This window comes from Maribacter aquimarinus (assembly GCF_047345505.1).
In the GTDB taxonomy this organism is placed as follows: domain Bacteria; phylum Bacteroidota; class Bacteroidia; order Flavobacteriales; family Flavobacteriaceae; genus Maribacter.
Map to the genome: position 1 here is coordinate 21,040 of NZ_JBLFEO010000014.1, position 26,473 is coordinate 47,512.

Annotated in this window: 26 protein-coding genes; 10 read left to right on the forward strand and 16 right to left on the reverse strand. The window is 48.2% G+C overall.

Features of this window, described 5'->3' with window-relative positions:
* Window positions 1-139 precede the first annotated feature (139 nt).
* The 8 genes from ACKWCC_RS11310 to ACKWCC_RS11345 all read right to left on the reverse strand — a co-directional run bounded on the left by ACKWCC_RS11310 (window position 140) and on the right by ACKWCC_RS11345 (window position 6,520).
* On the reverse strand, window positions 140-640 hold the full coding sequence (locus tag ACKWCC_RS11310; RefSeq protein ID WP_413996047.1) for a hypothetical protein: 501 nt from the start codon (window positions 638-640) through the stop codon (window positions 140-142).
* Window positions 641-1,012: 372 nt separating this feature from the next.
* On the reverse strand, window positions 1,013-1,375 hold the full coding sequence (locus ACKWCC_RS11315) for a DUF4870 domain-containing protein (RefSeq protein ID WP_413996048.1): 363 nt from the start codon (window positions 1,373-1,375) through the stop codon (window positions 1,013-1,015).
* Between the two features lie 78 nt (window positions 1,376-1,453).
* Window positions 1,454-2,074, reverse strand: a complete 621-nt coding sequence (locus ACKWCC_RS11320; RefSeq protein WP_413996049.1) for a hypothetical protein — start codon at window positions 2,072-2,074, stop codon at window positions 1,454-1,456.
* 150 nt (window positions 2,075-2,224) lie between these two features.
* Window positions 2,225-2,578: a hypothetical protein gene (locus ACKWCC_RS11325; RefSeq protein WP_413996050.1), complete on the reverse strand. Its 354-nt coding sequence runs from the start codon at window positions 2,576-2,578 to the stop codon at window positions 2,225-2,227.
* A gap of 158 nt (window positions 2,579-2,736) precedes the next feature.
* The gene (locus ACKWCC_RS11330; RefSeq protein WP_413996051.1) at window positions 2,737-3,543 is read right to left on the reverse strand and encodes a DUF4412 domain-containing protein; all 807 of its coding nucleotides are present in this window, start codon (window positions 3,541-3,543) and stop codon (window positions 2,737-2,739) included.
* 133 nt (window positions 3,544-3,676) lie between these two features.
* Window positions 3,677-4,975 (reverse strand): OmpA family protein, encoded by a 1,299-nt coding sequence (locus ACKWCC_RS11335; protein ID WP_413996052.1) that lies wholly within the window; start codon window positions 4,973-4,975, stop codon window positions 3,677-3,679.
* Between the two features lie 126 nt (window positions 4,976-5,101).
* A complete protein-coding gene (locus tag ACKWCC_RS11340) occupies window positions 5,102-5,710 on the reverse strand; it encodes a hypothetical protein (protein WP_413996053.1) in 609 nt (202 codons plus the stop codon).
* A gap of 222 nt (window positions 5,711-5,932) precedes the next feature.
* On the reverse strand, window positions 5,933-6,520 hold the full coding sequence (locus tag ACKWCC_RS11345) for a hypothetical protein (protein WP_413996054.1): 588 nt from the start codon (window positions 6,518-6,520) through the stop codon (window positions 5,933-5,935).
* Between the two features lie 116 nt (window positions 6,521-6,636).
* Here ACKWCC_RS11345 and ACKWCC_RS11350 point away from each other — a divergent pair, with 116 nt between their 5' ends.
* The 3 genes from ACKWCC_RS11350 to ACKWCC_RS11360 all read left to right on the forward strand — a co-directional run bounded on the left by ACKWCC_RS11350 (window position 6,637) and on the right by ACKWCC_RS11360 (window position 8,860).
* Entirely contained in the window at window positions 6,637-7,191 is a 555-nt protein-coding gene (locus ACKWCC_RS11350; protein ID WP_413996055.1) for an RNA polymerase sigma factor, read from the forward strand.
* Window positions 7,184-7,936 carry a hypothetical protein gene (locus tag ACKWCC_RS11355; RefSeq protein ID WP_413996056.1) on the forward strand — a complete coding sequence of 251 codons (753 nt, stop codon included), beginning with the start codon at window positions 7,184-7,186 and terminating at the stop codon, window positions 7,934-7,936. Before ACKWCC_RS11350 ends, ACKWCC_RS11355 begins: the two co-directional genes overlap by 8 nt.
* Before the next feature lie 552 nt (window positions 7,937-8,488).
* Complete coding sequence (locus tag ACKWCC_RS11360; protein ID WP_413996057.1) at window positions 8,489-8,860, forward strand: endonuclease domain-containing protein; 372 nt, start codon at window positions 8,489-8,491, stop codon at window positions 8,858-8,860.
* A 300-nt stretch (window positions 8,861-9,160) separates the two neighbouring features.
* Here ACKWCC_RS11360 and ACKWCC_RS11365 read toward each other — a convergent pair whose 3' ends face one another.
* Together ACKWCC_RS11365 and ACKWCC_RS11370 are read right to left on the reverse strand one after the other, a co-directional pair.
* Window positions 9,161-11,938 (reverse strand): CHAT domain-containing protein, encoded by a 2,778-nt coding sequence (locus tag ACKWCC_RS11365; protein ID WP_413996058.1) that lies wholly within the window; start codon window positions 11,936-11,938, stop codon window positions 9,161-9,163.
* A 135-nt stretch (window positions 11,939-12,073) separates the two neighbouring features.
* Window positions 12,074-12,703, reverse strand: coding sequence for a hypothetical protein (locus ACKWCC_RS11370; RefSeq protein ID WP_413996059.1), 630 nt, complete (start codon window positions 12,701-12,703; stop codon window positions 12,074-12,076).
* Between the two features lie 413 nt (window positions 12,704-13,116).
* On the opposite strand from ACKWCC_RS11370, the gene ACKWCC_RS11375 reads away from it, so the two are divergent.
* A complete protein-coding gene (locus tag ACKWCC_RS11375) occupies window positions 13,117-13,272 on the forward strand; it encodes a hypothetical protein (protein ID WP_413996060.1) in 156 nt (51 codons plus the stop codon).
* Between the two features lie 2 nt (window positions 13,273-13,274).
* Here ACKWCC_RS11375 and ACKWCC_RS11380 read toward each other — a convergent pair whose 3' ends face one another.
* The 4 genes from ACKWCC_RS11380 to ACKWCC_RS11395 form a co-directional block, all read right to left on the reverse strand.
* On the reverse strand, window positions 13,275-13,997 hold the full coding sequence (locus ACKWCC_RS11380) for a hypothetical protein (protein WP_413996061.1): 723 nt from the start codon (window positions 13,995-13,997) through the stop codon (window positions 13,275-13,277).
* Between the two features lie 301 nt (window positions 13,998-14,298).
* Complete coding sequence (locus ACKWCC_RS11385) at window positions 14,299-14,790, reverse strand: thioredoxin family protein (protein WP_413996062.1); 492 nt, start codon at window positions 14,788-14,790, stop codon at window positions 14,299-14,301.
* Between the two features lie 215 nt (window positions 14,791-15,005).
* Complete coding sequence (locus ACKWCC_RS11390) at window positions 15,006-15,383, reverse strand: hypothetical protein (protein ID WP_413996063.1); 378 nt, start codon at window positions 15,381-15,383, stop codon at window positions 15,006-15,008.
* Between the two features lie 145 nt (window positions 15,384-15,528).
* On the reverse strand, window positions 15,529-17,895 hold the full coding sequence (locus ACKWCC_RS11395; protein WP_413996064.1) for a TonB-dependent receptor: 2,367 nt from the start codon (window positions 17,893-17,895) through the stop codon (window positions 15,529-15,531).
* A gap of 92 nt (window positions 17,896-17,987) precedes the next feature.
* On the opposite strand from ACKWCC_RS11395, the gene ACKWCC_RS11400 reads away from it, so the two are divergent.
* From ACKWCC_RS11400 to ACKWCC_RS11425, 6 genes are all read left to right on the forward strand, one after another.
* A complete protein-coding gene (locus tag ACKWCC_RS11400) occupies window positions 17,988-18,641 on the forward strand; it encodes a metal-dependent transcriptional regulator (protein ID WP_413996065.1) in 654 nt (217 codons plus the stop codon).
* Window positions 18,642-18,782: 141 nt separating this feature from the next.
* Window positions 18,783-19,697, forward strand: coding sequence for a metal ABC transporter solute-binding protein, Zn/Mn family (locus tag ACKWCC_RS11405; RefSeq protein WP_413996066.1), 915 nt, complete (start codon window positions 18,783-18,785; stop codon window positions 19,695-19,697).
* A 736-nt stretch (window positions 19,698-20,433) separates the two neighbouring features.
* Window positions 20,434-21,174 (forward strand): metal ABC transporter ATP-binding protein, encoded by a 741-nt coding sequence (locus ACKWCC_RS11410; protein ID WP_413996067.1) that lies wholly within the window; start codon window positions 20,434-20,436, stop codon window positions 21,172-21,174.
* Window positions 21,175-21,416: 242 nt separating this feature from the next.
* Window positions 21,417-21,782: a four helix bundle protein gene (locus ACKWCC_RS11415; RefSeq protein WP_413996068.1), complete on the forward strand. Its 366-nt coding sequence runs from the start codon at window positions 21,417-21,419 to the stop codon at window positions 21,780-21,782.
* A 153-nt stretch (window positions 21,783-21,935) separates the two neighbouring features.
* A complete protein-coding gene (locus ACKWCC_RS11420; protein WP_413996069.1) occupies window positions 21,936-23,051 on the forward strand; it encodes a metal ABC transporter permease in 1,116 nt (371 codons plus the stop codon).
* On the forward strand, window positions 23,044-24,204 hold the full coding sequence (locus tag ACKWCC_RS11425; protein ID WP_413996070.1) for a metal ABC transporter permease: 1,161 nt from the start codon (window positions 23,044-23,046) through the stop codon (window positions 24,202-24,204). Before ACKWCC_RS11420 ends, ACKWCC_RS11425 begins: the two co-directional genes overlap by 8 nt.
* Window positions 24,205-24,479: 275 nt before the next feature.
* On the opposite strand, the gene ACKWCC_RS11430 is transcribed toward ACKWCC_RS11425, so the two are convergent.
* Both ACKWCC_RS11430 and ACKWCC_RS11435 read right to left on the reverse strand, forming a co-directional pair.
* The gene (locus ACKWCC_RS11430) at window positions 24,480-25,634 is read right to left on the reverse strand and encodes a methyltransferase family protein (RefSeq protein ID WP_413996071.1); all 1,155 of its coding nucleotides are present in this window, start codon (window positions 25,632-25,634) and stop codon (window positions 24,480-24,482) included.
* Between the two features lie 36 nt (window positions 25,635-25,670).
* Entirely contained in the window at window positions 25,671-26,411 is a 741-nt protein-coding gene (locus tag ACKWCC_RS11435) for an SDR family oxidoreductase (RefSeq protein ID WP_413996072.1), read from the reverse strand.
* Between the last annotated feature and the right edge of the window lie 62 nt (window positions 26,412-26,473).

Here is a 26,473-nt window from a genome sequence, read left to right on the forward strand (position 1 = left end):
TGGGGTGGAAGCATGGTTTGCACAAAGGTTGGTCGTGGTTCAACGTCCTGGTTCAGGGGAGGGCCACGGGAACCGAAGGAAGTAACCCGCCTGCTCCAAATAGGGGCCTGCCGCGTGTTTCCCCGTGAAGGTATTTCCTTTAAAACGTATATCTTACCCCGGCCGTGATCACCAATTGGTTAAAGGAACTCAGGGTGTACTTTAACTGAGCAAAAGGCGTTATGCTACTGCTAATGTCAAAATCGGCACCTCCCCCAAGGTTAAAACCTAGGTTGGAGGCAGAGGAACCAACCCCAGCAAAACCAAGGGACGGAATGGATACAATGGACAGGTTGAGCCCGGCCAGTCCGTAAAATTTGGTTACGCCCCCATCTACAAAGTAATAGTTGCCGTTGGCGTTTATCTCATACCAATTAAGGTTGAAACCGTTACCGCCGGACCGTGGAAAATAATAGATAAAATCCGGAGCAATGGCCCATTTTTCATTGATAAAGTACTGTCCGTTAACAGTGATCCCGGCCGTGTTCACATTCGTGCCAAAGGCAAGTCCGGCACCGGCCGTTATCTGGGAAAGGGTCTTCTGGCTGCCTAGAAAAAGGGCAAAAAAGAACAGGGTGCAAATGATGTTTTTTGTTTTCATAAGGTTGTTTTTAAATGATTTATAGAATTGATTACTCTTGGTTTCGTGGGTTAAAATGATATTCTGGGGTAAAATTTTTGGATTTCCGGACAAGATTGATGGATGTGTTTTTCTGCTTCCGAGGATGTACGTTCTTCCCAAAACCGACCTAGACATTTGTTGTGCCCAAAAAAACTGGGCTTGGTCAATCAAAGGGATGTCTATCCGCTTGACGCGATACCCTAAAAAGGACAACCAACTGAAAGTCCGGCATTGGGCCCGCCCCGATCATTGCTCCATTTGGGCCTTGCGGATGTTGCCCAGAACAAATAGAATCGCATTGCATAAAAGTGACCGGTTCGGGTTTGGGAAAGTCAACTCGCCATCGTTTCGTTATATGGATTTGAACCACGCTTGATATTTTTCGCCCAAAAACGGCACGGGCTTTTCTTTTTGGTTGATGGCGTTCATCAGGCCCATGATCCACATATAGAGCAGGACAAATATGCCAATGATGTTGATGACCCATCCCAAAATGGGAACAAGACCGATAACTCCCAGTGCAAGCCCGGTGGCACAAAGCCCCAGAGATTGGCGAAGATGGTAACTCGCAAAAGGCAGTTTCTTTTCGTTGTTCATTACCAAAGCAATGACCAGACCAATGAGGGTAATGTAACCAATGACCGCTATTTTCTTCGCTTCCTCGTTTACGGCCACCGTTTCGTCAGTGCCCAAATTTGTTTTTGTTGTTTCCATTTGTATCGTATGTTAAAGTTTATTGTTGGGTCTTACCCATTTAGTGAAGTTGACGTGTTTCCCCCTTTTTTCACGGGGTCATTCCGCCAACTCGGCCAAGGCCCCCAAATTCAGTTTTTCGGTCAGTTCCCAGGTTTCTGCCACGTTTATGTCCGTGGCATTGACCGTTACCAAAAACCTTTCTCGGTAGGCGAACAGCAATTGGGTGTCGTTCAATTTTTTCTTATAGGTCTGTTGGGCTTTTATGCCACCCACCTCCACTGTTTGCTGGTGTTCGTACTCGTCTTCGCTCTCCATTTCAAAATTGCCCAAGAGACCGTAACTGGCAGACATCATGCTACCGGTTGGGCCGGCACCGTCAATGACCATGACGTTGAATTTCTTTTTCTCTTCTGATGCCTTATAGGTCCCCTCTACGGAATTTACCTTGTACATGCCCGCTTGGCCCACCTTGAAGCCGGTGCGTTCCATGCCATCCAGGTTTTCTGGGAGCCAGGCTTTGAGCTGTTCATTGGTCAAGGGCACGGCTTCTCTTAGCTTTTCTACGCGGCTAGAGGCCTTTTGGGCCTCTTTGACCAGCGTAGAGGCGTTGGACACACCTTCCTTTGCGGTTTTCAGCTTTTCCTTTACCTCGCCCACACAGGCCATAAGTACAAGTGCAGAAAGTAAGGGAAGCGCTATGTTTATTACTTTTTTCATGGTCTTAAGGTTTTTACATTATGCCCGCCCAATTCCTGTTTTTAAAATTGGCCCACGGCTGGTGGGGATGGTTCCGGGGTTCGTCCTGTGGTTTCGTGGGTAAGGGCCGGGGACCATCCCCGGCACCCCTTTGGTTTAAGCGGAAATTGACTAGTCGCAACCCTCCCGGTCCACCTCGGCTTTGGCTTCGTTGATGGAGGCGTTTATCTCGGCCCTACTGATGGTGGGCACGCAATCCACGATTGACCTAAGGGCGTCCAAGTAATTTTTGGCCGCCGTTTTGTAACTGGCGCAATTGGCCGGGGTAGGGGTTTCGTTGTAAACCGATACGGCATTCGCATACACTTCCAGTTCAGCGGCATAGCGTTCCGCCCAATTTCCACCGAAACAGTTTTCCACCGTATCCTCGGCATCATCCTTGCCGCATCCTGATGAAAAGCTTAGGAGCACAGCAAAGCAGCCCATGGATAAAATATTTGTTTTGATTCTTCCGATTGTTTTCATGATTTCCATTTTTTAATTGTGTATTACTTGGTTATTGATTCTTATTTCTTCATTGAAAAGGATAATTTTCTACGGATCTCAGCGGGCTTTTTTATGGGAGCACCAATAAACGTTCTAGGTGCCGTTTGTACCACTGCAAGCCCATTGGCCCTTATGGCCTACTGCCGCTGCAAGGCTTTCTGAAAGCTGAAATCGTATTCCGATATGGCTATGGTCATCGGCTCTTCTTCCAGGGCCACGCAGGTGATCGTTGCATTGTGCTTCTTTTTGCGCTTGTGCACCATTTGCATCTCCATCATCAAATTTTCCTTGCCCAGCTTGTCCATCCATTTGGGGTTAAAGCCTTTGGGCATCCGTTTCAGTTCTTGGGCCGTAACCTTGTTCATGCTCACCGGGGTATCAAAGGCCACGTACATGGTCATCGTCATATCATCGTTCTCTATACGATAGCCATGACAGGTATGGCCCAATATCTTTTTGGTGCCTATTTCCTTGAATTCCATGTCCCCCATTTCGTTCTGTGCCGCTTCCGAATCAAGGGTGCCATTGTCCATGGCCATAACTTGGCCAGCCTTGTTTCCCTGCATCTCCATTAGTATGGCAACCACTCCACGTTGTTGGTCCATGACCGTTAACATACCGCCCATCATGGTCTGCTGTTCCATTTCCATTCTGCTGGCAAAATCGGTACCGTTGGGCCTAAGGTGGTAATGGATGTCCATCGTGCCCTCTTCGTGCTCCATCCGCAGGGTATAGCGCCAATTGTAGGCATAACTTGCGGGCAATACCGAGGGATCTACCGCACCGCCAAATCCGTCGGTGCTCATCATTCCTTCCATGGCTTTCTCGGCGGCGGAGTTAAAGACAGCCCTTTCGGCACCTTTGGCAATTTTTTTAAGAAACTGTGCGTTTGCGCTACTTGCCAAAAGGCATAGTGCCATTGCTGTTATCGTTGTGATTTTCATATCGGTGTTCTTATGGTTGTTCTTTTATTTTTTTAATAGTCTTGGTCTTTGTTCCAAAGGGTGTTGTTTTTTGTGGAGGACGTGGTGTCCCGGCTCTTTTGCATTGCCGCCCAGGGCCACTTCTGCCCGCGTACTATAACTTCACGAACTCCACCCTGCGGTTGTTCGCCTTGCCTTCGGGGGTGGAATTATCGGAGACCGGTACGCCCTCGCCCATGCCCTTTACCTGAAATCGGGAACTGTCTATTCCAGCGTTTGCCAGGGCCTCCTTTACGGCAGCCGCCCGTTTTTCCGAAAGTTCCAGGTTGTGTTTTTCATCGCCGTCACTATCGGTATGGCCTTCTATGCGGAACTTTAGATCGGGATGCGCTTGCATCATGTTCGCCACTTCGTTGATCACGCCCATGGAACTTGGTTTTAGGGTGGCCTTGTTCACATCAAAGAGAATGCCCCTGGTCACGAACTTTCCATCGGCCATAACGCGGTCATACAGTTTCTTACCGCCCTCTGCGATGCGTATGTTCTTGATCGCCATTGTTTTTCCTTCCGGTTTATGCATGTAGCTGCCAACGCTGAACATTTTGGGGGTATAGCCGTAATTGGGAATGTTCAGGGCGCGGTATTCATCTACAAACACTTTTAAGCTGCGCTGGTTGAACGATATGGCAATGCGTTTCCATCCGGGCAGTTGCCCTTTCACGGTTTTATCGTTGGCCTCGTATTTTTTATCGAAGCCCTGTATCCTGGTCTGGGTACTGGCACCGTCCTGAAAGACCCTGACCGGCCAAAATGAGTCCTTTCCCTCGTTCAGATGATGGGGGCCCTGCCAAAACCGTATGTCGTACGATTGCCAGCTCGAATATACATCGTTGAAATAGGCATCGAATTCTATGGTAAACACCTCGGGCAGGTAGTTCTGCGTCTTCATTAGGGGGGCAATGATGCTCCTGTTTTCAAAATTGATGATGTTGGCCTCCCCTAATTGTGCGTTTTCGGCATTGCCCTTGTTCAGGTCCCATCGCGATGGAAATTCGCCGTTCTCCTCGGTGGCAAGGTCATCCTCGAATATAATATGGTCCCCGGGCACAAAATTGTATTTGGACCAGGTCTTTAGTTTTGGCGTGGTTGCCGCGCTATTTTCTTCGGAAGGTTGATTTGTAACGACCCCGTTTTCCTGGGTTTCCTTGCCGTCAATGGCGATCTCGCCTTGGCGATCGTTTTGTGTACGGCGTTTATTTCCCTTTTGGCCATTGCCCAAAATGGTGTCCATTGCCTTTTCCGTCTCTTTACGGACCTTCTGTTCGGTCTTTCTGATTACCGCGCGCTCGGCGGCTCTTTCGGCACGTTCCCCCAATTTTTTCAAGAACTGGGCCTGCGTGGCCGAACCCATAAAAAGGAAGGCGATTGCGATCAAAAGTGTTCTTGCGTTCATGATGTTCTTCTTTTGAGTTGTTTCCTATGGGTTTGTACCGCCCTTATTAAAAAGTAAACACCAAAATCAAAAAAAGCCCAATGCAGTAATGGCATCGGGCCTTTCATCAAACTAACTCAACGAACACTAATACGCTAGGCCAAAGTGGTCCATCACTTCTTCGTAAGACATTTTATGGTAATCAAGACCGGCCGATTTTCCACTGGTTGTAGCTGCCGGGGGTATGATGACATACCTGTACTCTGTATTTGAACTATTGCCGACAACTACATTATTACCATCGGTACGAATGACTCGAAACATGATTTCTCCGAGTCTAAGCGTGAAGTTGGTGTACCAAATTCCATTATATACGGGCAAAGGTGTAGGCCCCTCTGCAGGGGCTATTACTTGTCTATAAACCAGAATGACGGAATTGTCTATGACCGCTTGTGTAATTTCCGGAGCGTCTTTAGTTACCGTTGCCGTGGTCTGGAGCGTGTTTGGCACCCAATCGGAGTTTTCAAATGTAAACCAGTCAGAAGCGATCACATTGGCATTGCCATCTGCACCATCCGCACCATCGGCTCCGTCTTCACCAGCGGGTCCCTCTGGCCCCTCTGGCCCTTGAATGCCTTGCTCTCCTTTAGGGCCAATAGGACCAATTGCCCCGTCTTCGGCTTTTGAGCAGGAAAAAAGGGCTGCGCCCACCATGACAACCATTAGATACTTTAAATTCATTTTTAAAATTTCCATTTTTTTGGTTTTAAAAGTTATACAAGCCTTTGTTCCAATAATCTAAAAAGGTAAACATGACTTTGTGGAAATTTTAATTTCATGGTTGGAACCCCTTTTTTTTCGGGGGAAATTTCCGGGCTCTGTAAAGTCCGCTTCCTAATTACCCTCCTGTGGAGCGGGGATACATTTTGGTTTATTTCAAAAACTAAATGAACATCCCAATCCCAATGCTCTTGACAATTAGATTTTTATCAAAAGTTTTTTGCTCCAAAAACCACCTTTAATGGTTACCTTTTCCCCTTTTCGGTTTATGACCTCACCATCAATATCGGCCACTATGGCATAGGTCTGGTCAAATGCCTTGAAGTCTTCCTTGAAAGCAAGCGTGCCGGTAACATTGGTGTAGGGGTCAAATTCCCCATTACCCTCAACGGAATCCAACCAAAACTCTACTTGGGTCTGGTCTAAATTACCGGTATCTTCCAGCCTTAGCCTTGTAGTTCGAAAGGTGTGATTTCCCGCTATGACATCGGCCGCCTTTACCGCTTTCGGAAAACTAAATCGCAAATCGAACCTCGGCCCATTTCCGCCACCGTTAAGGCTTCTAAAATGATCTCCATTTAAAAGTTGTCCCTTATGCCAGCCAAGCACCCTGTTCCCTGTTATCGTTTTGGTGCTACCATCGGGGTAGGTCAGTTTCAAGGAAATGCCCTGATCCAGGGCCGGGTCCATAAAACTTACGGCGCCGCTTTCCTGGAGTTCTTCCTTATCACATCCCATTGAAAATAATACGAGCAGTGCCAAAGGCAGTAAATTCTTTAGATTCATCTCATTCTTTTTTAAATGTTTTACGGCCATTGGTACCCGCGGCTTCAAAATGTAAACAGTGCCCTACTTAGATTTTTGACTTATCTTGTGTTTACTTTATAACCAATTCCGCATTAATGACCGATGAGCAGCGTATCTCCCAGCTAAAAAAAAGGGATAGAAATGCATTGAAGGATGTATATCTTGAGTACAAGACCGAGTTTTTCAGGTTTGCGCGCCGATATACCAAAGATGACATAGTGCTGGAAGATATCTTTCAGGATGCCGTCATTGCCGTGTATGAAAACGCCCTGGCGGGAAAGTTGGATGATCTGAAGAGCAGCCTAAAAACCTATCTTTTTAGTACCGGAAAGTTCATGCTCTTTAAAAAGTTCAGGGACACCAAGGAAATGGCCACCGATGAAGATTATATTTTTGATCAAAGGGAAACGGCCGTGATGGAAGATGTGTTTGAGGACCAAGGGCCCAATGAATATCAAAGGCAACTGGTGGCGAATTTTAAAAAATTGGGCGAAAAGTGCCGCGAAATCCTGGAACTCTTTTATTTACAGGGGATGAAGTTGGATGAGATCACCAAAAAACAGGGTTATGACAACAAAGATGTGGCAAAGAGCCAAAAAAGCCGCTGCCTAAAATCTTTAAAGCAATTAATAGGAAAGCATAATGGATAAAGAAGCATTGATCAACGGATATTTCGAAGGTTCCCTCTCCGATAGTCAATTGGCCGAGCTGGAGCGTTTGCGCGAAACGGACACTGCATTCGCTAAAGCCTTCGATTTTGAGCGGGATCTACAGTCTGCCCTGAAAAAAGAGGAACGACGTGAGATCAATTCGCTCTTCTCCAACCTTAACATAGAAAGGGAAAGAGAGGTGCAAGACCGTGTTCCCGTGAAAAAGGAAACTAAGGTATTATCGTTGAGGCCCTGGCTGGTTGCCGCTTCGGTTGCCGCCCTGGTGGGCCTGGGCGCCTGGCTGTTATGGTTTACGGAACCCGATTTGAATGCCGAGCAATTGTATGCGGCCAATTTTGTGCCCTATGAGAACGTGGTGCACCCCATTGAGCGGGGCAATGAGATGGTAGCATTGAAAGACCGTGCCTTTACGGCCTATGAAGATGGCGATTATGGCCAGGCGCTTGATCTTTTTAAGGAACTGCAACAAAAACAGACCGATTCGTACCTTGAATTTTATGAGGCCATCGTATTGATGCAATTGAACCGGCACGAAGAGGCCATTCCGCTTTTGGAAAAATATATTTCAACGGATGGTGAATTGAAGGACCGGGCCATTTGGTATCTGGCACTTTCCCATTTAAAGCGAAATGAACTGAACAAGTCCAAAGATCAGCTGGAAATATTGGTGCAACAAAACGGTTTCAAGGCCCAAGCTGCCCGGGAGTTGTTGAGTGGTTTGTAGTCGCCCCAACCTCGCAAACAAAGGACAGGTTTCTAACCAGAACAAGGGTTGAAACCAAAAAAGCTCCCCTCTTGGGACCAAGAGGGGAAATTCGGCTTTGCCGGATGGGGAGTTGGACCCGCAAAGGTGCTCACGTGGCCTTAGGCCTTATGGTAGTGCGGTCGCGGCAGTTCGTGAGCGGCTGTGCGGGTCGAACCCTCCGTCCAACAAAGTTGGACACCTCCCTTTGTCCAAAGGGAGGAGCTTTTTGAGCGTGGGTTTTTTAGAACAAAGGGATGAAAAAAAAAGGGTTCTTCCCTTGAGGCCAAGGGAGGTGGCTCCGCCCGCGGAGACGGAGGGTTTGCCTTGGGAGCCTCGGTGCTTTTTTGCATTTCGGCAGGTTATGCCAGGCAGTACGTGAGCGGCCTTGCGGGTCGAACCCTCCGTCCAACAAGTTGGACACCTCCCTTTGTCCAAAGGGAGGAGCTGGTTAAGTGGGTTTTTAGAACAAAGGTTGAAACAACAAAAGCTCTACCCTTGAAACCAAGGACAGCGCCTAAAAATACAGACGTTTTGAAAAAGAACGAAAGAGTACACACTAAAAAGGAACTTTCCGGGCGCAGGAAGACCCTGCGCGAAAACTTGACTCCTGCGGAGGCATTTCTTTGGAAACATCTGAAATCCAGAAAACTGGACGGAAAACGGTTTACAAGACAACATAGTATAGGCAACTATATTGTTGATTTTTATTGTGCCTCGGAGCGGCTGATCGTTGAATTGGACGGGGAGGTGCATATGAACCCCAGCGCAGTGGAATACGATGCAAAAAGGACTTCCTACCTTGAAGGAATGGGGTATAAGGTCATACGATTTGAGAACAAAATGGTCTTCGATAATTTTCAGTCGGTAATGATGGAGATTCGGGAGAATTTTAAAAAGGGATAAAAAACAAAGGGAGGAGCTGGTTAAGCGTGGTGGTTTTTAGAACAAAGGGATGAAAAAAAAGGGTTCTTCCCTTGAGGCCAAGGGAGGTGGCTCCGCCCGCGGAGACGGAGGGTTTGCCTTGGGAGCCTCGGTGCTTTTTTGTTCTCCAGTAAGTTATGCCAGGCAGTACGTGAGCGGCCTTGCGGGTCGAACCCTCCGTCCAACAAGTTGGACACCTCCCTTTGTCCAAAGGGAGGAGCTTTTGGCGCGGGGTTTTTGGAAAACAAAAATCATCCTAAAAAAGAAAACCACAACTCTGCTTCACACATTTCCAGACCTTCTTTTCTTATTGACGATCACCAACAACAGGGTGGCCATCAGTACGCCTCCCAGGCCCAGGTACCACCAGTTACCGTTTTCGGAAATAGGTGCGGTGTCGCCGGAGACCACGAACGCGGCCCAATAATAGGGATGCTTCAGGAATTCGTCATCGGTGGTTTCCAAATATTTGAGCTTTGCCTCGCGCAGGGCCTCCTTTTTCGATTTTCCCTTGCTCAATCCTTCGTAGAAATGATCCATCAACATTACGGTGCTCTTATCGTTGATCTTCCAAAGGGTGTTCACGATCGATTTTGCGCCCGCGTAATAAAAGCCCTTGGAGAGGCTTAACATGCCCTGCCCTTTTTGCAGTTTTCCAATGCCGGTCTGGCAGGCACTGAGGGTTACCATATCGGCATTTAAGATGGTGTTGTACAGGTCTTTGATATAGAGGATATTTCCCTCCTCGCTATCCTTTGTTTCGGTAAAGGCCAAGTAGGAATAGTCGGGGTGTTCGTCGTTGGCCGAGGCGTGTGTGGCCAGGTGCACAATGTTGAATCCCGCAGTTTTGGCTTTAAAATTATCGAGCGTCGCTTTTTGGTCCGTTAGCGTTTCGGTGTCGTAGAACAGACTTATTTTAGCCACCTCATCGTCATTGTACAACAATTTGCCAAACTGCCGATCGGGATTTGTGGCCACGGCTCCCGAGAAACTGGGGGCAAAGGCCAGCAACTTGTTGTCATTGGCCCGTTTCTTTTCTTTCAGTTCCAGCAAAGAGGTAACCGAATTGCCATAGCCTATGTTTGCGGTCTCCAAAAGATACGAACCGTTTTCCCGTAAGAGATCGAAAGGAAGGTAGTGCAATTCTCCGTCGGGGACAATGGTCAGGTTTTCCGAACGGAACCCCTCCAAGGGTTTTTGTAGGATGCCCTTAAAAAGGGCGTGGCCCATATCTGAAATCTCGTTTCCGGGATCCTTGATCGAAGGGCTTGAAAGCAAGCGGTAAAACTTTCGGATGTTTTCCCGATCGGCTTCCCCAAAAGGGAGCTTTAAAAATTTTTCCCTGGATCGGTCAAGTGTAATGGCATACAGCTCATCTTCGGTCATGGTGTACGAAATCAGCGTGCCCTTATCGTCCAAGACCCTGGTTCGCAAGGTCGCCAGGTCCAAGCTTCTGTTTTGATATTTCAGTTGGTGGTATTTTGGGTATTTGGTCCTTAGGGTATCCAAAAAGGCATAGTATTCTTGTTTTAGATTGAAGAGCATCCCGGAGAATTGACTTTCCGTGGCGTTGGCATCGAACAATTGCTTTTCCACCTGCGTGATCTGTGCGCGCAGTTGCGCTTCTTTTTCCAAAACCGTCTTTGGCACATTGCCATATTCAGTGGCCTGGGCGTTGCGCAGGGCTTCGAGCAAAAGAAAGTCCTTGTTCTTTTCGGCGATGTTCAGGGCCAACTCCAGGTTTTCGCTGGAAGCATCTTTTTCGTAGGCCTTATGGGCCGTTTCCATCAACCGGTGAAAAATAGGATAGGCCTTTTCGGCCAAAAATTGTTTGTCCAGCTTACTGTCGAACTCGCTTTTCAGCAAATCGAAAGTGGCCAGCATATCACGGCTGGTCTGCAGTAGGGCCGCTTGGTAACGCGCCTCTTTTGTGGCATCATAACGGCCTTGCAAAAGCTGCGACTTCACATCCAACAAATAGAGCAACTGGGTCTTTGAAAAAACGTTTTCAGGATCCGGGTTTTGTTGCAAAGTGGTCCATTGGATGTCGTTTCCCGCTGCGCGGAGGCCTTTTTCAATGGCTATCAGGCCTTGCTGATGTTGTTTTTGCTTTAAGTGGAGCTCGGCGATCTTGCCGTGGACCTCGGCGATGTCCTGGTGGGCGTCACTTTCCCTAAATTTGGTAAAAACCGCCAAGGCTTCTTCTAAAATATCCAATGCCTTTTCGTTTTCGTTCAATCCAACATAAATAGCACCATAGAACAGCAGTGCGTCTTTGTAAAACGGGTCGTTGGGCAAATGATACGGATTGCTTTCTTCTAAAAAATACAGCGCTTTTTTAAGACTGTCTTGAGCAATGTAACTTTGTGTTATCTTCTGGTAAGCGTTAAGTACATTGTTCTTAAATTTTTTATCCTGCTCATAGTACGTCTTAGTCCAGTTTAAATTTGTGATATAAAAACGGTTTGCCTCAGCATGTTTGCCCATACGGGTGTACAACTGCGCTTTGGATTGATTTGTTGAAACAATGTAATGCTCTGAATTTTGCTTCAAGAATTCATGGGTCTTTACCAATTCGATACATCTTGAGAAATTCAGTTCTGCCAGTTCAAAATTTCCCAAGTTCAAATATGTTGTGCCCAAAGAGCTATATATGGCGTATAATCTTTGGGCTTGCACGGCCGAAAGGCTTTCTGTGGTAAGTTCATCAAAGTAGGTACGCGCCTTTCTATAAAGATCTTTTGCCTTTGAAAATTCTTTGGTTTCGAAGTGGTAAGAGGCAAGCCATGTCAAATAGTTTGTGCTCCAGTCTTTTACACCTTGTATCTTTGGCGTAATTTCTTCGTCGGTCAGTAATGTGTCCACCCGCTGAAGTGTGCCGCGGAATTTTGGTAGATCGTGATGGTAATCTGCGGTAATGATCATATGATCAAGAATGCCAAGACTGGAATCATAATCGCCAATTTCCAACGCTATTTGCAATGCCTTTTCCAGATTATGATACGCACTGTCTTTTTGGACATATACATGGTGGTAGCCCTTTTCAAAAAAAGCATACATTAACTCCCCCTTGTCCTTCTGGCTTTGTGAAAAGAAGATGGTGGGAAACAAAAAAACAATACCACAAATAGCACGAGTTGGTTTCATAAGCAAAAGCCCCACAAAGGAGGCTTTTAAAGGTAAATAAAATACGGATTATCTTTCCACTCGAAAAACGGAGGTTCTAAGGTCTCCATAAACGTCCAAATTTCTTATTCTAATTTCATACACCCTATCGGCTTCGTATTCCATTTCGGCCTTTAGAAAAAATCCGTCGCTTTCAACAACGTCACTTGTACCCACCATTTTGCCAACAAGGTTGCCTTTCTCGTCAAAACATTCAATAGCACCGCTGTCGCCACTTTTTTGCCATTGCTCATTGGTCAGGTAGAAATTCTCAAGTGCCTCGATGGCTATGGGGCATGGTAACAAATCTGGTCGTTCATCACATCTTGGAGGGAATGGACCGCCCCCTATTATTGGTCCACGGCCTCTAAGGGACTCGTTCCAGGCAAGATTGTCTGCGATTACGGATCGTCTTTCCTGAATTTCTTCATAGCGCCCTTTCCCTTCTGTTCTCCCATCTTCCATAGCTTCCATAATCATCAACATTTCGTTTCGCAGCTGGCGATCTTCGGCTTCGAGACTTAGTTGATAATAGTCCATTTCTAAATGATAACTTTCCGATTCTTCTGGTGCACCCTTTCGGTCAAGCGGATTGTAGTAGGTGCACGAACTGTTCATAAGGAGCAGTCCCAGCACTAGTAAAGCGTTCATTGTTCTCATAATTTTTATTGTTTTTATATGGATTGGTATCTTAATTTTAAAAAGGTAAACACCGATTTAAAAATAATAGATCGGACATCTTGTTTTGGGGCAATTGTATGGATGATATGTTTCCTTGTGCCATTGGCGGGAATTTATATGCCAATGAGGCCTGCCGCCCTATTTTGGCCGCTGATTACAAAGGCGCAACGCTTGTGGCTCATAAAAACGGTTAACGCAAATCTGGCCAAGAAAAGGGCCGCCCACTGTTGGGCCATAGGTTGTATTTCCATTTTTTTTGGTCATCCCATTGTGCACAAGCCCCTTGCAACACACTGGGGCAAGGGCGTGCATACCTGGTGGCGGTGGTTCAGGTGGAAACGCAAAAATTCCGTACCAACGCCTTTGCCCGTAACGCCAACAGGTTTTCCCTTATGGACCTAGCAGATGACAATGGCCCAAAAATGAAGGGTAACGGAAGCCGCTTTGTTTCCTTAACGGTGCCCTTGAACATGGCCGGACAAAGGGCTGTCTCGGGGATCCATTTTCTGGCCACGATCAAGGTAAAAAGGGTTTCCCCGGTACGATAGGCCTAAAGCCCTATGCCAAACTCCAATTTTAAAGGAACCTCTACCGTTGTTACGGCCGCAACCCCCAACTTCAGGGTAATGTTGTCGGGTTCCGTTGTAAGCACAAAGTTGTTGGCTTCCAGAGCCATGCCCAGTTCCCTGTACGCTTGGCTTTCATCCCCTCCCACAACTTCCAAGGAGGTAAGGGGAACCTCGGATGTTAAATAAAAGGTTTGGTATTCCACGCCATCGTTTGTTGTCAATGAGCCCGAAGCCATAATGGTAATGTAACCTATGTTCGTGAGCACGGGCTTTTGTATGGCGTCCCTGAAGGGCATCTTCAAGGTAACTTCCTCAGTTTTGGAATCGTCCTGGTACTCCATCACCAACGTACCGGTCAAACTCACTGTTCTTGCCCCTTTGGCAGGCGTTCCATCTATCTGCAACGCAGCATCAACGGTATTGGTTTCAGGGTCCAGGTAAGTGTAAAGATTCTCTTTTAACACGCCTTTTCCGCTGGCGGTCAAATCAAGGCCGGTATCATCGGTGATGCCGGTAAACTGGGATTTCTCGGTGTTCAATCTAAAGAACTTCTGTCCCTCTTCCACCGGTATGCTCAGATTTAAACTGGTGCGATGACCATAACTGTGCTTTTTACTAACGTTAAGACTGGTAACCGTTATCTGCGAAAAGACAAGGCAGGGGAGAAACAACACGGAAAGTGGGAAAAATACGCTTGTTTTCATTTGGATGGTATTGAAGTTAGAGGTGAAACGTTCATATTTTTATAAATCGAAGATTTTATAAAGGTAAGTACCTGCTTTTGTAAAAAGTAAACACCATGATGCCATCCAAGCCAATGTAACGATATTAACAAATGGTGTGAAGCACTTCCATCGATATCCCCTGCGTTGGGAATTGCAGCGCCAATAGTGCATTGATCTAGCGGAGGCCAGTGAAAATGGCGGTTAGGCCTTGTGGTGTCTGCACCAGGCAAATGCCCTTGCATCACAAGTGGTTGTAGGGGAGAAAGAAGCCATCCAGGCCTCAGTATGGGATGTGTTCTGTGACCAAAGAAAATAGTTGTTTGGGAGACAGGTACTGGAAATGCCGCTCCCTTACCCGAAAGGACGCGTCCAGAATCACCACGGCGGGCAAGGAAAAAGGGGCGTTCCCCCTTGAGGCCAGCAATAGGGGAAGGTCATGCACGGGGTTCCTTTTTTTTCCCAGCTGCTTGTTTTGGAAAACCGTTCCATCAAAGGCAATGGCCTTGGTGGACTCGGCATTCATTTTTACCGGGTAGTATTCGGTATTCAGGATTTGGATAATTTTTGGGTCCCTGTAGGCCGCCTGGTCCATTTTTTTGCAATAAGCGCACCATTCCGCATAGAAATCTATATATACCTTTTTGGGTTGTACGGCCAAGGAGTCTTCCAACTGCTCAAAGGTCATCCACCGAATTTCCCGTTCCTGTGCCCAGGACAGCATGGTGGCCCCAATAAAGGCAGTGATCAAAAAAATGTATTTTAAACTGTGCATGGTTCTTTTTTATACTGCGGTCAAATCCAAACAGGTCCCATTTTAAAAGAGCCGCCGCTTACCGTTGCTTTGCAATTCCCATTCCGTTGGCAAGGGGTGGCGGCTCTTTTCAATGTCACAAAAGCGTACACCTTACGCCCTTTTGCCCTTGGTCACGGGACACTTTTGCAGGGCATCCCTGAAAACCCGGGGCCAAAACTGTTAACCGTACCCATTTAAGCGTGGTAATACCGCTCGTTCACGATTTTGCCGTCCTTCCAGACCGTGCGCACCACCTGCTCAAATTTATGCTCGGTGCCGTCGTTTGTCCTAAATTCCATAACGGCCTCATAAAAGGTGGTGTCCCCGCTCACCGCGGGGCCGCTTAACACGCGGTAGCCGTGAAAGGCCGTTACGGTGTCCAATAATTTCTGTTCCTCGGCCAGGCAAAAGGCCTTCCCCTCCTTGGCGGGATTGTTCCCCTCGTAGAGCTTTACGTCATCGGCGAGGTAGGCGTTCATCGCTTCCATAAATTTTCCTTCCCCCAACAATGCCAATACGGCGTTTGCGTTTTCCAATAATTTGGCTTCCTGTGCTGTTTGTGATGTTTCCATAGATTCCGTTGTAAAGGTTTTAAATTGATGGGAACAAAATTACTTCACCGCAACGGCCAGCCAAATGCCTCTTTTTCCCTAAAACTTGTACAAATTTCCTTAACCATCCCTCATGCTCATTTACAGCCTCTAAGACGGCAATGGCCTAGTGCAACTTTCCAAACTTTAGGCCAAAAAAGAAGGTGCGCGGGGCTATGGGCCCGTACACATAATCCGAATCCCGGGTGGGCCCCACATCAAAATCGTCCTGAAAACTATTGAACAGGTTTTTTACCCCTCCGGAAAAGGTGATCATAAACTCATCATTGAAATGAAGGTGCGACTCCAATTTTAGGTTGATGTCCAAAAAGGAACCCACCTCGTTCAGTTGTAAAAAGCCACTGTCGCCCACCACCCTGGGCACTACCATACTGCCGGTGTAGGTACCGGTGACATCCAGATTGAAACCCTCATTGGGCATCCAAGTTGTATTCAAGTAACCATAAAAATTTGGTGTTCTAACAAATTCATCTACAGTAACATCCGTTTCCCCAGGGGTGCCATCGCTTTCAAACAGGATTTGGGGCGCATCATATTCTGCCTTTTGTACCGTACCGCCCAGTTGAAATCGCCACTCCGGATCGGGAGACACCCCAAATTCAAAATTGCTGCCGTACACCCGCGCTCCTTCACCATTGCGAACCTCCTCCAAAATGGAGCCATTGTCCAGCACGGCCCCGGTGCTGACCTGGGTAAAGGGGTCTTCCAGAGTGGTAAAGAATCCTTCAGCCAGAAAATCGACCTGCAACAGATCGATGTTTTTTGAATAATTGAAGGATCCCGTATAGGCATTGGAATATTCCGTGTCCAGATCGTTCGATAATATCACGAACAAGGGCTCGCCCCCTACGCTGGAAATGTGCAAATCCTCGTTAAAGGCTTGTGGCGCACGGAAACCACGGGCATAGCCACCTCGGAATTTTAAATCTTCCGTAAGTTGGTAGGAAATGGTAAGTCTGGGGGAAAACGCGGTCTGGTCAATATCCACGGCCCGATCAATGCCCCCAATGGAATAGTCGCCATCCACTTGCACGTGATCTACCCGGGTGCCCAAAAGGGCCGTAAATTTCTCGCTGGGCTTCCACTCGTACTGGGCATAGGCGCCCAGGGCGTTTACACCTTGATCGATGAGACGGTCGTACCCGGGGATTTGGTCCTGGGTCTCCGTATGGTTAAATTCGGAACCCACCGTAAGGACGTCCCTGTTCTTAAAGGCTTTGGTGTACTGTGCCCCGTTTACCCAGGCCAGGTCCCTGGTGCTGCCAAAGGCATTGTTGGCCAGAACACTGTCCTGTGGGGTGCGTCCGCCGCCCAATCCGCCGTAATAGCTGCTCCTATTGGTGTAGGATGCAGAGGAATAGAGTTGCCATTGGGCGGTATTGTCTTTACTGTACCCTTCATAATCGGCCCCGCCCACAAAGGTGTCGTGGTCCAGTTCCTCCGTAATATCGGTAAATTGTGGGGAGAGGTTCAAGCGGTCCCCTCCACGGCGGTATTCCCTTATGGCGTTGAGGTTCACGGACAAGCGACTGCGCTCATTGGGCCGCATAAAGGCCTTGGCGCCCACGGTATTGTTGCGCAGCGCCACGATTTCGGTAAATCCGTCATCATTGGCGTCCCAAGCTTCCCGATTTCGGTAGGTGCCGTAAACGGTGACCCCGCTATTGAGATCGTCCGCCACAACCGAGGTGTTGAAGTTGAGCACACGGTCCGCCGCCTCGCCATTGATCAGGGCCAGATTGGTGCCCACCTCCCAAGTGTTCAAGATGGGGTCCTTGGTAATGACGTTCACCGTGCCCGCAATGGCATTGGAGCCGTAGAGGGCCGATCCGCCGCTGCGCACCACTTCTACCCGTTCAATGGTATTGGTGGGTATCTGCTCCAATCCGTACACGCCCAATAATGAAGTGAATACGGGCCTGCTGTTCAACAATACCTGCGTGTAGCCGCCGCCCAGGCCGTTGAGGCGCACCTGGGTAAAGCCACAGTTTTGGCAGTTGTTCTCCACGCGCACCCCGGGCGTAAAGTTAAGTCCGTCTGCCAGGGTCAGGGATTGGGTGGCGGTTAACAGCCTAGGGCTCAATGTGGATACGATCACCGGGGCATTCTTGCGCTGCACGCGGTTACGGGTGGCACTCACCACCACTTCGTCCAAGCCCATGGTATCTTCCAACAGTTCAAAATCCAGGATGGTGGTTGTGTTGGCTGCCACCGTAATTTCTTGGCCTTTACTTCTGTACCCTTGGGCGCTGACCAAAAGGGTATAGGTGCCCGGCGCCAGGGAAAGTTGGTATTGTCCGCGTGCATTGGCATGGGTGCCCTCCGAACCGCCCTCTACATAGATTGCAGCAAAGGGAACCGGGTCTTCCCCTGCCAATACCGTACCCTTTAGCACAGTGGTTGGAGCTTGTGCAACGCTAGTGGCAAGGGAGCCAATGAACATTGAGAACAACAATAATTTGCCTACCATCATTAATTTTTTAAAAAAACATCAAATAATTTTTAGGCAAACCTAATAATTTTTGTTCAAACTAAAAATGTATCTTTACACTTTAGTTTAAAATTATGTTTACCACTTCTGAAGAAAACTACCTTAAGGCCATTTTCCATTTGCAGGAAGAGGAGGATGGGGGCATAAGCACCAGCAGTCTTTCCGAAAAGTTGGTGACCAAAGCGGCATCTGTCACCGAAATGGTGAAGCGTTTGGCCGAGAAAAAATTGGTGAACTACCAAAAATACTATGGGGTGCAATTGACGGAAGAGGGCCGCAAGCACGCGCTGCTCATCATCCGGAAACACCGCCTTTGGGAATATTTTTTGGTGGAGCGGTTGAATTTTGACTGGGACGAGGTCCATGACGTGGCCGAACAGTTGGAGCATATAAAGTCGCCCAAGTTGGTAGAGGAACTGGACGTTTATCTGGGCAGGCCCGAATACGATCCGCACGGAGACCCCATTCCCAATGCCCAGGGCGAGCTGCCCAGGGCGGCCCGAAGGAAGTTGTCCCAGCTAAAGGAGGGCGAGTCCGGGATCTGTAAGGGCTTTAACGACAACTCCTCGGCCTTTTTGCAGTATGTGGCCAAGCATGACATTGGCCTGGAGACCCCGATCAAGGTGCTTAACATTGAGTCCTTTGATGAGAGCATGACGGTGTTGGTGGGCCAAAGGACCCTTTCCCTGTCCAAGACGGCCACCGAAAATATTTATATGGAAAGTTGAGCAAGGGCACCCGTAAGGGGAGCGTGATGAACCAAAAGGGTTGGACCCGGTTGTTGTGACCCGTTTGATGGAATGAAGGATGATCAACCCCAATACCGGGCATCAGCTTTTGGTGCAATAGACATTTTTTGAAGCATAGCAATGAAGAGAACATACCCGCTTTTAGTACTTGCCATCGTACTTTTTGCCAGTTGCCAGGAGGCCAAGAAACCCAACAACGGCAAACTGGACATTGTAACCACCACCACCATGATCACCGATTTGGTGCGCAACATTGGTGGCGATTCCGTGAACGTGCAAGGGCTTATGGGCAGCGGGGTGGATCCGCACCTGTACAAGGCCAGCGAGGGCGATGTCTCCAAACTTACCAATGCCGATGTTGTTTTTTACAACGGCCTGCACCTGGAGGGCAAATTGGTGGACGTATTTGAGAAAATGGGAAGAAACACCAATACGGTTGCCCTGGCGGAGGTTTTGGACAAGGACAAGTTGATCGGCTCGGAGTATTTTGCCTCCAACTACGATCCCCATATTTGGTTCAATATTGACTATTGGCGCCAGGTGACAACCTATCTCACCGAACAATTGAGTATCCTGGAACCGGAGAACGCAGGGTACTTTGAGGCCAACAAGGTGCACTATTTTGCGAAGCTGGATGCCTTGGAAGCCGAGATGGAGCAGACCATAGCCACCCTGCCCCGGGAAAAGCGCATCCTGGTCACCGCCCATGACGCCTTCAACTATTTTGGTGAGGCCTACGGTTTTGAGGTTGTTGGCCTACAGGGCCTAAGCACCGCCACCGAAGCGGGCGTACAGGATGTGCAAAACTTGGCCAAGTTGATCATGGATAAAGAGGTAAAGGCCATTTTCGTGGAGACCAGTGTTCCCAAACGCACCATTGAAGCGCTGCAGCAAGCGGTGCTTTCCAAAGGTTTTGAGGTGGCGATCGGCGGCACCTTGTATTCCGATGCGCTGGGAAATCCCGGTACGGAAGAAGGGACTTATTTGGGGATGTTCCGCTATAATGTCAATACGATGGTGGAGGCGTTGAAGTAGTTGATGGTGGGCTATTGGACAGAGGTTAGTTTAGGACGGATGGGTAGGGACGTTTTCGATTTGATGGAAGTGCTTGAAAACAGGCACGAGCGTGACGCTCGCGCCAGCGAAGTCTTTGCGAGGAGCGTGCAACAGGATCGATGTTGGAAATCAAGTTTCTCGCGACGCGGCATACTGTTGAATTTTGATTGCTAGGCGTTCCGGCCAACGAAGGGTACTTGAGAATGGGCACGGGCAGGACGCTCGCGCCAGCGAAAGAAAACGTCTTTGCGAGGAGCGTGCAACAGGATCGATGTTGGAAATCAAGTTTCTCGCGACGCGGCAAACTGTTGAATTTTGATTGCTAGGCGTTCCAGCCAACGAAGAGTACTTGAGAATGGGCACGGGCGTGACGCCCGCGCCAGCGAAGTCTTTGCGAGGAGCGTGCCACAGGATCGATCTTGGAAATTAAGTTTTTCGCGACGCGGCAAACTGTTGAATTTTGATTGCTAGGCGTTCCGGCCAACGAAGAGTACTTGAGAATGGGCACGGGCAAGACGCCCGCGCCAGCGAAGTCTTTGCGAGGAGCGTGCAACAGGATCGATCTTGGAAATCAAGTTTCTCGCGACGTGGCAAACTGTGGGATCGTGATGGCCGGGCGCCAGCGAAGGGGCACCGCTGACCGAATTGGCACTTGAAAAAAAAAACACCAGAATGAATTGGACTTATGTTTATCTTTTGAACCTGAATTTAAATCATGGGCAATAACCATCCGGCCATACAAATAGACGACCTCACGGTGGCTTATGACTACAAGCCCGTCTTGTGGGACATTGACCTTGTTATCCCCGAAGGGGTGCTCATGGCCATTGTAGGGCCCAACGGGGCAGGAAAATCTACCTTGATCAAATCCATTTTGGGCATTATAAAACCCATTGCGGGTACGGTACAGGTGTTTGGTGAGCCTTATAAGAAGCAAGTGGACAAGGTGGCCTATGTGCCCCAAAAAGGGAGTGTGGACTGGGATTTTCCCACCACCGCCCTGGATGTGGTGATGATGGGCACCTACGGTAGCCTCGGCTGGATCAAGCGCCCCGGTCAAAAGGAAAAGAAGGCCGCCTTGGAAGCCTTGGAAAAAGTGGGGATGCTGGAGTTCAAGGGCCGGCAGATAAGTCAGCTTAGCGGAGGTCAGCAACAACGCATCTTTTTGGCCCGCGCCCTGGTGCAACAGGCCGAAATCTACCTGATGGACGAACCCTTTCAAGGCGTGGATGCCACCACCGAGAAGGCCATCATCAACATCCTGAAAGAACTGCGCCAAGCCGGAAAAACATTAATTGTGGTACATCATGATTTACAAACTGTTCCCGAGTATTTCGACTGGGTAACCTTCTTGAACGTCAAGGGCATTGCCTCCGGACCGGTAAAGGATATCTTCAATGACGATAACCTGACCAAGACCTACGGCATCAATTATAAGGTGGCGGTGAATCAGTGAGGTAGAGGGTAGTCGGTGGTGAGTAGAGGGAAGTGGGTAGTTGATGTTGTGGACACAAATGGTATGATGTACAATAGCGTGTTGTGTTCTTAATTGTTATGCTTGTCAAGCTATTAGTAAAAACAAAAGAATCAGAATGAAAATATCATCATTTAACATATTTAAATCAAGGGCCAGCACCTCGTATTGGCTTTTAACCGCTACAAACTACGCTCTAAGGACTACCAACTATCCACTAAACAATGGAAACGCCTAAATTCAATTTTGAAGATTTAAAAGTGTATCAAAAAGCATTGGATTTTATGGATGACGTATATGACATAACGGAAACCTTTCCTAAAGTTGAAACATACCGACTCACCTCGCAATATGTTCGCGCGGCGAATTCTATAGCTCTAAATATCAGTGAAGGTTCTGGTGGGAGCGATGCATCCTTTAATAAGTATGTACAAATTGCAATGGATTCGGTCAGGGAATGTGTTACTTGCTCTACCATCGCTTTTAGAAGAAACTATATTGATAATGACATCAATTTACAATTCAGAATAAAACTGGCAGAACTATCGAAGATGATTACGGCCCTTCAGAAATATTTTAAAAATAAATAACACTATCCGACTTAAAATACATCACATAAAATAAACGAAATACGCCACAAAATGAATTCTCAATTTAACATAAAAACCACCCTCTACCCTCTACCCACTACCCACTAAAAACTACCCACTAAGAACTACCCACTAAGAACTACCCACTAAACAATGAACCTCACGGACTTTTTTACCGACTACACCCTCCGCACCATTACGCTGGGCACCGCCATTTTGGGGGCCATTTGCGGGATGCTGGGCAGTTTTGCGGTATTGCGCAAGCAGAGTCTGTTGGGCGATGCCATTTCGCACGCGGCGCTTCCCGGCATTGCGCTCGCTTTTTTGATCACCGGCATCAAGGACACCAACGTGATGCTCATCGGCGCCCTTGTAAGCGGACTCATAGGCACCTTTTGGATCAAGGGCATTGTAAAGCGCACGCGCTTAAAAAGCGACACCGCCCTGGGCCTTATCCTTTCCCTGTTTTTTGGTTTTGGCATGTTGTTGCTCACCTTCATCCAAAAAATGCCCAACGCCAACCAGGCCGGGCTGGACAAATACCTTTTTGGACAGGCCGCCACCTTGGTGGAAGAGGATGTGTGGATCATGGCCATGGTAACGGGCACCAGTCTGCTGGTGCTGCTGCTCTTTTGGAAGGAACTGAAGCTCTTGCTTTTTGATGCCGACTATACCAAGACCTTGGGCTTTAACACCCGTTTTTTGGATGTGCTCATTACCACCTTCATTGTCCTGGCCATTGTCTTGGGCCTGCAGACCGTGGGCGTGGTATTGATGAGCGCCATGCTGCTGGCACCGGCAGCGGCCGCTAGGCAATGGACCAACAGCCTGGGCGTTATGATCACTTTGGCCTCCGTTTTTGGGGCTTTGTCCGGGGTGTTCGGCACCGCCATCAGCGCCAGCCAGAACAACCTCTCCACCGGACCGGTGATCGTGTTGGTGGCGGCATTTTTTGTCGTTGTCTCCTTTATCTTTTCCCCGGGTCGGGGACTGCTGTTCCGGGAGATCCGTTTTAGAAAAAACCGTAGGGAACTGCACTTAAAAAAGACCCTGACGTTCATGTACCATATTGCCAAGACGCACGAGAACGTATCGCACCCGCACGCCATCCGCATCCTGAACAACTTTCAGGGATTTACGCGCAAGACCTTGACGCAACTGGAAGAACAGCAGTTTATACAGTTGCGGGGCAACCAATGGGCCATGACCGAGAAAGGCTACCGGGAGGCCGCCTCCATGTTCAACCAAATAGGCAAGGAAAATGACTAGCGCGCAGATGGAAATACAGCTCATAGCAGCCTTGGTGGCCGTGGCCTGCGCCCTGCCCGGGACCTTTCTGGTGCTGCGTAAAATGGCCATGATCAGCGATGCCATCAGCCATGCCATTCTGCCGGGCATTGTATTGGGCTTTTTTATTACCCAAGACCTCAACTCGCCCCTCCTCATTCTGTTGGCGGCCCTGACCGGGGTCATTACCGTAATGCTGGTGGAGTTCATTCAGCGCACCGGACTGGTAAAGGAAGATACGGCCATTGGCCTGGTATTTCCCGCCTTGTTCAGCATCGGGGTGATCATGATAGCCAAAAATGCCAATGACGTGCATTTGGATGTCGATGCCGTTCTGTTGGGCGAACTGGCCTTTGCCCCTTTTGACCGGCTCCTCATTTCCGGCACCGATATGGGGCCAAAATCGCTCTGGGTGATCAGTATGGTTTTGTTGGTCTCCGTGGTGCTGCTCTTCCTGTTTTTCAAGGAATTGAAGCTAAGCACGTTCGACAAGGGCCTGGCCACGACCTTGGGCTTTTCGCCGGTTATCCTGCATTATGGGCTCATGACGGTCTCCTCGGTCACCATTGTGGGTGCCTTTGATGCCGTGGGCGCCGTTTTGGTCGTGGCCCTGATCATTGCGCCTGCGGCCACGGCCTATTTGCTCACCGATGATTTAAAGCGTATGTTGTTGTTGAGCAGTGTGTTCGGCATTATCGCGGCCATTGGCGGCTACTGGCTGGCCCATTTGCTGGATGCCTCCATTGCCGGTTCCATGACCACCGTACTGGGCCTGCTTTTTTTAACGGCCTATCTCTTTGCGCCCAAACAAGGGGTGTTTTCCGGTCTGTTCAGGGAGCGCCAACAGCGCGTGGAAGTTTCCCTTTTGATCTTTCTGTTGCACCTCCAAAACCATACCGAAGAAGAGGAGCGGCACGTTAACCACCTTAGGGAGCACATCAACTGGCAAAAGGTACGTGCCAAAACGGTCTTGGAACTGGCCGCAAAGAACAACCTTGTCCGTACGCAGAACAACATTGTTTCCCTTACCGAAAAAGGTCAAGAGTTCACGGACGAGGCCCTGAAGTACATTACCACCAACAAGGTCACCGCCATAGAGGAGCTCAAGGAACGGTTTTTCCTGTTCAGGGGGTAGGTGGTGCCAAGATCGGCCCGACACGAATGTTTAACCACCCTTGTTTTTATCCCATATTATGTATTGGAATTTCTTTATGAAGTTTTGAGATACAATGAATGCCCGGGTTGCATCGATTTTGGCATGGCACCGCTATGGTTACATCGCAAAAAGTAGCGCAGCGATGGTATTCGCAATAGATCAGGGCTGTACTTGGCATTTTTTTGGTTTAAGCTCTCGTTTGCAATACATGGTAAACCCTCAGGAAATTTCAGCTTTCCCGAAACCTTGGATATTCAATACATCGGAACTGGTATATCTCCATAGATGCTGGGAGGAAGCGAGGTGATGACATTGGTGACCACTCCCTTTTCCAAATCCACATCAACATAGAATTTAGGAACCTGTTGCTTCATGTCAAACAGAAAGTTACGGTCTTTGGATGGATTCATAAGTCTGGCCAGGGAAACAATGACCCGCTTTTTTTCCGTATCCGTATCCAGCGGGTTTCCGTGGGCCGAAATGCTCGGCTGCCTGCGTGCATTTTTGTGGTATTGATTCCTTTTATTTTCCATTCCCAGCTCTTCAATGCTCCAATTCTGAGGTAAAATGTAAAGTATCATTTTATCGTTTTTTGCAAAGTGCTTGTCCAGTTGGTTCAGCACTTTTTTATCCTTGAACAGTACTTGCGTGGCCCGCCTTATCTGTTCCGGGGCCATGTATGTTACCGAGACGGCCGTATATTGGTCATTAAAATCGCTGGCAATGCTATGTATGGTGTACGTCCTTAATAGGTGGGCAACGAGCACGGTGGCGACCAGGGCACCAAAATAAACCGCCAGCTGGGACAAGAGGGCATGGAAATAGTTTTTTGGGGTGATGTTCCGACCGGAGCTGTCCTTGGAGAATTTGGGAAAGAACAACCCTGTCTTTTTTATGTAGTTTCCGTAAGAATCCGGGAACTTGGCCAGGCATTCCCTTTCTTCGGCCTTTGCCAGTTTATAGTAAATGAAGGTCATGGTCACGAACATAAGCCATACGATGATCCGAGACCAGACCAAACACATGCCCAATCCAAAAAGTGTCCATGCGGTATATTGTGGATGACGGATAAAACGATAAAGCCCATTGGTAACCGCACCCTTTTTTGTGAATTTGGCATAGTAGATCTGTACAAAGGCAATGATAAAAACCAGAATGCCCACGCCCATGAACAACCATCCCGCACCGAGCAAAATAGAAATGAACGGACTATTCGTTTCCACAAAATGGGGAAAGACCGTTTGCAGCATCCAGGCCGTGTTAGGGCTTAAATTCAAAAATTTCAAGGGCACTTCATAAATGGAATAAAAGAAAACTGCGAAAGGCGTGGCCATATATAGCATCTCAAATAGAATGAGCAGATAGGGTATCCAGGAGAGTTTAAGAACATTGTTTTTAAAGGTTGCCATAACACTTGTTTTGAGCTGATGGGTCAGCATTTTTTTTTAAGCTAGACGGTTTACTTTCATAAAAGCGAATTTGGGCGCTATCCTTGATAGAAGATAGAGCAAACGGACCCCTGCAACCCTAATTTCCGTTTTTTCCCGGCTAAGGCCATTTATCATCTCGGTGACCGCTTGTTCGGTGGAAATGGCAATTTTTGGCGGACTCCCGCCGTGCCAAGGTGTGTTCACCGCTGGAAAAAGAACTTCTATGATTTCCACATTGGACCCCTCCGTTTGCTTGCGCAATACTTGGGTAAAGGAATGTAGTGCGGCTTTGGTGGCATTGTAAAAGGGGTACAAGGCCCTAGGTGTATATACAAGCCCGGTAGTGACGTTGATGATGGCCGCATGGCGATTGCTGGAAAGAACAGGAAATAGCTCATAAATCAACCCAATGGGGCCCAGAAAATTGCTTTTCATTTCTGCCGCCGCCATCTCAAGGACCCCTTTGGTCTCAAGAAAATTAACACGGTGCACCATGGCAGCGTTATTGATGAGGACGTTGAGTTCGCCAAACTTATGTTTGATGTGGGATACCAGAAGATCAATCTGGCCCCTGTCGGAAACATCACATTGGTATAAGTGCAATTCCGAACATTGTTCTTTTGCCCGTTCCAATTTCTCAGGGCATCGCCCACAAATGATTACCCTATTCCCCGTTTGTACGAAGTGTTTGCTCAAGGCCAGTCCTATTCCCGAGCTTCCTCCGGTGATCAGTATGGTGTTGTTGTATAATTTCATCCCGCTTCACTTTTTAAACCGATAATAGGTCAAAAGTAAAACTGGGAAACCACGACTGCATT